Source organism: Phaeobacter sp. B1627 (genome assembly GCF_006265095.1).
GTDB lineage: Bacteria > Pseudomonadota > Alphaproteobacteria > Rhodobacterales > Rhodobacteraceae > Epibacterium.
The window spans coordinates 1-2,853 of the sequence record NZ_VCNK01000086.1 but is presented as its reverse complement, the minus strand read 5'-3'; the positions used below and the strand labels follow the sequence as shown (position 1 = coordinate 2,853).

Below are 2,853 nucleotides of genomic sequence, written 5' to 3'. Positions count from 1 at the left end.
GGGGGGGGTATGCACCACTGCGGCACGGACATTCAGAAACTGGTCAATATGCTCGGCGGCTGGCCGCCTCATTTTGACGATGTGGAGCGGGCGCATGGCGAGAGCTTGCTGCGTTATCTCAAACGCGACGGGCTGGTGGATGAGCCGGTCTTTGGTCAGGTTGTGCGTTATGCGGTGCACCGGGCGGCCTTTGACCGGCTGTCGATCCTGATCGTCGATGAGGGGTTCGAGGCCACCGAGGGCAACTACCTGTCCGGCCTGTCGCAACAGCGCGCGGCGCATGAGAACCGGCTGGCGGTGCTGGAGCGCGAGCTGTTGGGCACGCCCTATGTGAGGGCGAAACAGGGCCAGACCGGCCAGACGTCCTTTATGGGCCTGCTCGAGGATCCGGCCGCGGCGGCCGAGGGCGGCAAGGTGGTGACGCCTTTCCGGCCTCTGACGCGCAAGGGCGGGCGGTCCTGATGCCGGAGACATCGGTTGCAACGCCCATCACCCAGCGCGGCCTGGACTGGGCGGCGGATGTTTTGGCGGGGCGCGTGCCCTCGTGCAAGCGGATCCGGCAGGCCTGCGCGCGCTTTCAGGCGGATCTCGACCGCGCGGGGACCGACAGCTTTCCCTATGTGTTCGAATATGAGGCCTCGGAACATATCTGCGCGTTTCTGGAGGCGCTGCCGCATATCGAGGGTGCCTGGGCCGCACGCGGCGAAACGCTGACGCTCTTGCCCTGGCAGGCCTTCATGATCGGCCAGATTGGCGGCTGGCGACACCGGCTCACGGGGCTGCGCCGCTTCCGCACCGCCTATGTCGAGGTGCCGCGCAAGAACGGTAAATCGACGCTTTTGGCTGGGGTGGCGCTCTATTTTCTGGTGCCGGATGGCGAGCCGGGGGCCAAGGTCTATTCGGCGGCGGCCTCGACCCATCAGGCACGGATCGTCTTTGATGCGGCGCGGGTCATGGCGATGAGCGGCGAGGCGGAGGGGCAGACACTGGAGGAGCTGCTGGGGCTCACGGTCGAGGAACACAAGATCAAGACCACCGATCCGGCGGCGGTGTTCCAGCCGATCGCCAGCCAGACCAAATCCAAGGACGGCAAGAACCCGCATTGCGCCATTGTCGATGAGCTGCACGAGCATGACAAACGCGATGTCTGGGATTCCATGGCCTCGGCGTTGGGCGCGCGCGAGCAGCCGCTGCTGATCGCCATCACGACGGCGGGCTACAACACGGGCGGCATTTGCTTTGAGCAGCGCAAATATCTGCAGAGCCTGCTGGAGGGGGTGCGCAAGAATGAGCGCTACTTTGGCCTGATCTTTGAAGCGGATGAGGGCGACGCGCCGGGAGATCCCGCGACCTGGGCCAAAGCGAACCCCAGCCTGCATGCGGCCAAGTCGCTGGAATACTTGCAGGATGAATGGGAAAAGGCGGAGGCCAGCCCGGCGGCTTTGGGGGAGTTCCTGCGCAAGCATCTGGACATCTGGACCAGCGTCGGGGCGGCGGCGATCGATATGGAGGCGTGGCGGGCCAGTGAAGACAGCCGTATGACCCTTGCGCAATATGTCGGGCACAAGGCCTATATCGGCGTCGATCTCGCCACCCGCAAGGATCCCGCCAGCGTCGTGGCGCTGATCCCGGACGGCAAATTGTTTCGTCTGTTCAGCTGGCATTTCCTGCCACAGAAGATCGTCGAGGCGCCGGGCAACGAGCATCTTTGGGGCTGGCAGAAACAGGGGCTGATCTTCACCACGCCCGGGGCGGAGCTGGATCTCAATATCATCGAGGCGCTGGTCCTGCAGCTTGCGGGGCTGGGCGATGGCAGCTGGGGGTGGGCGGATGTGCCGGTGCTCGATGTGGAGATGGTGGTCTATGACGCGGCCTATGCCGCACAGATGGCGGCCAATTGGGAAAAAGCCGGGATCTGCGCGGTGGAGCTGCGCTCTCGGGCGTCGAACCTCAATGAGCCGTTCAACAAGCTGATCGCCAGCGTTGAGGATCACCGGGTGATCAATGATGGCAATGAGGTGCTGACCTGGATGGCGGGCAACACGCTGCAGAAACAGGTGCAGGGCGGTGACTATATCTATCCCACCAAACAGGTGCCGGAAGACTCCATTGACGGCATGATTGCCACCATGAACGCCATTTGGCCGCTGTGTCAGGTGCCGGATGACACCAGCGATGCCGAACGACGCAGCAGCTTTTTTGCAGCACTTGGAGCTTCTTGATGAGTCTGATTGGCAAGGCACTGTCTGTCGTGGGGCTGCAGCTCAAATCCGCCCACGACGTGAGGTGGACCGATGAGCGCGGGCAGGGCGGATCTGCGGGCAATGCGGGGGAGGTGGTCAGCGCGAGCTCCAGTCTCGGGCTGTCGGCGGTCTGGGGCTGTGCCAACCTGATCAGCGGCACGTTGTCGTCGCTGCCATTTGAGATCCGGCGGCACACGCAGGAGGGCGTGGCGGAGGTGGTCCGCGACCACCCGGTTCACAAGGTCATCTACGCCAGCCCGAACTATGACCAGACGGCGCTCGATTTTTGGGACTTCATGAACCTGTCGCTGGAGTTGTGGGGCAATGCCTATGCCTCGGTCGTGCGCCGCGACGGGCAGGTGACCGCGCTCTATCCCATTCAGCCGGAGGCCATGTCGGTGCGCCGTCTGGGCACTGGCCGGATCGAATACCGCTGGGCCGAGAATGGCACGGACCATGTGCGGCTGGACCGGGATGTTCTGCACATACGCGGCCCCGGGGGCAATCCGCTCGGCGGCATGTCGACGCTGCGCTTTGGCCTGCAGACCTTTTCCTCAGCGCTGGCGGCGGATCGCGCGGCGGCGGGGATGTTCCGCAATGGGCTGCGCCC

General features: G+C 64.3%; 3 protein-coding genes. All 3 read left to right on the top strand.

The window, feature by feature from the left end:
• A partial coding sequence (locus FGE21_RS20150; RefSeq protein WP_176695505.1) for a hypothetical protein occupies positions 1–462 on the top strand: 462 nt, incomplete at its 5' end.
• Entirely contained in the window at positions 462–2,222 is a 1,761-nt protein-coding gene (locus tag FGE21_RS19725; RefSeq protein ID WP_139665104.1) for a terminase large subunit, read from the top strand. The genes FGE21_RS20150 and FGE21_RS19725, both read left to right, overlap by 1 nt.
• Positions 2,222–2,853: phage portal protein (locus FGE21_RS19720; protein WP_139665103.1), on the top strand; the 632-nt coding region annotated here is incomplete at its 3' end. The genes FGE21_RS19725 and FGE21_RS19720, both read left to right, overlap by 1 nt.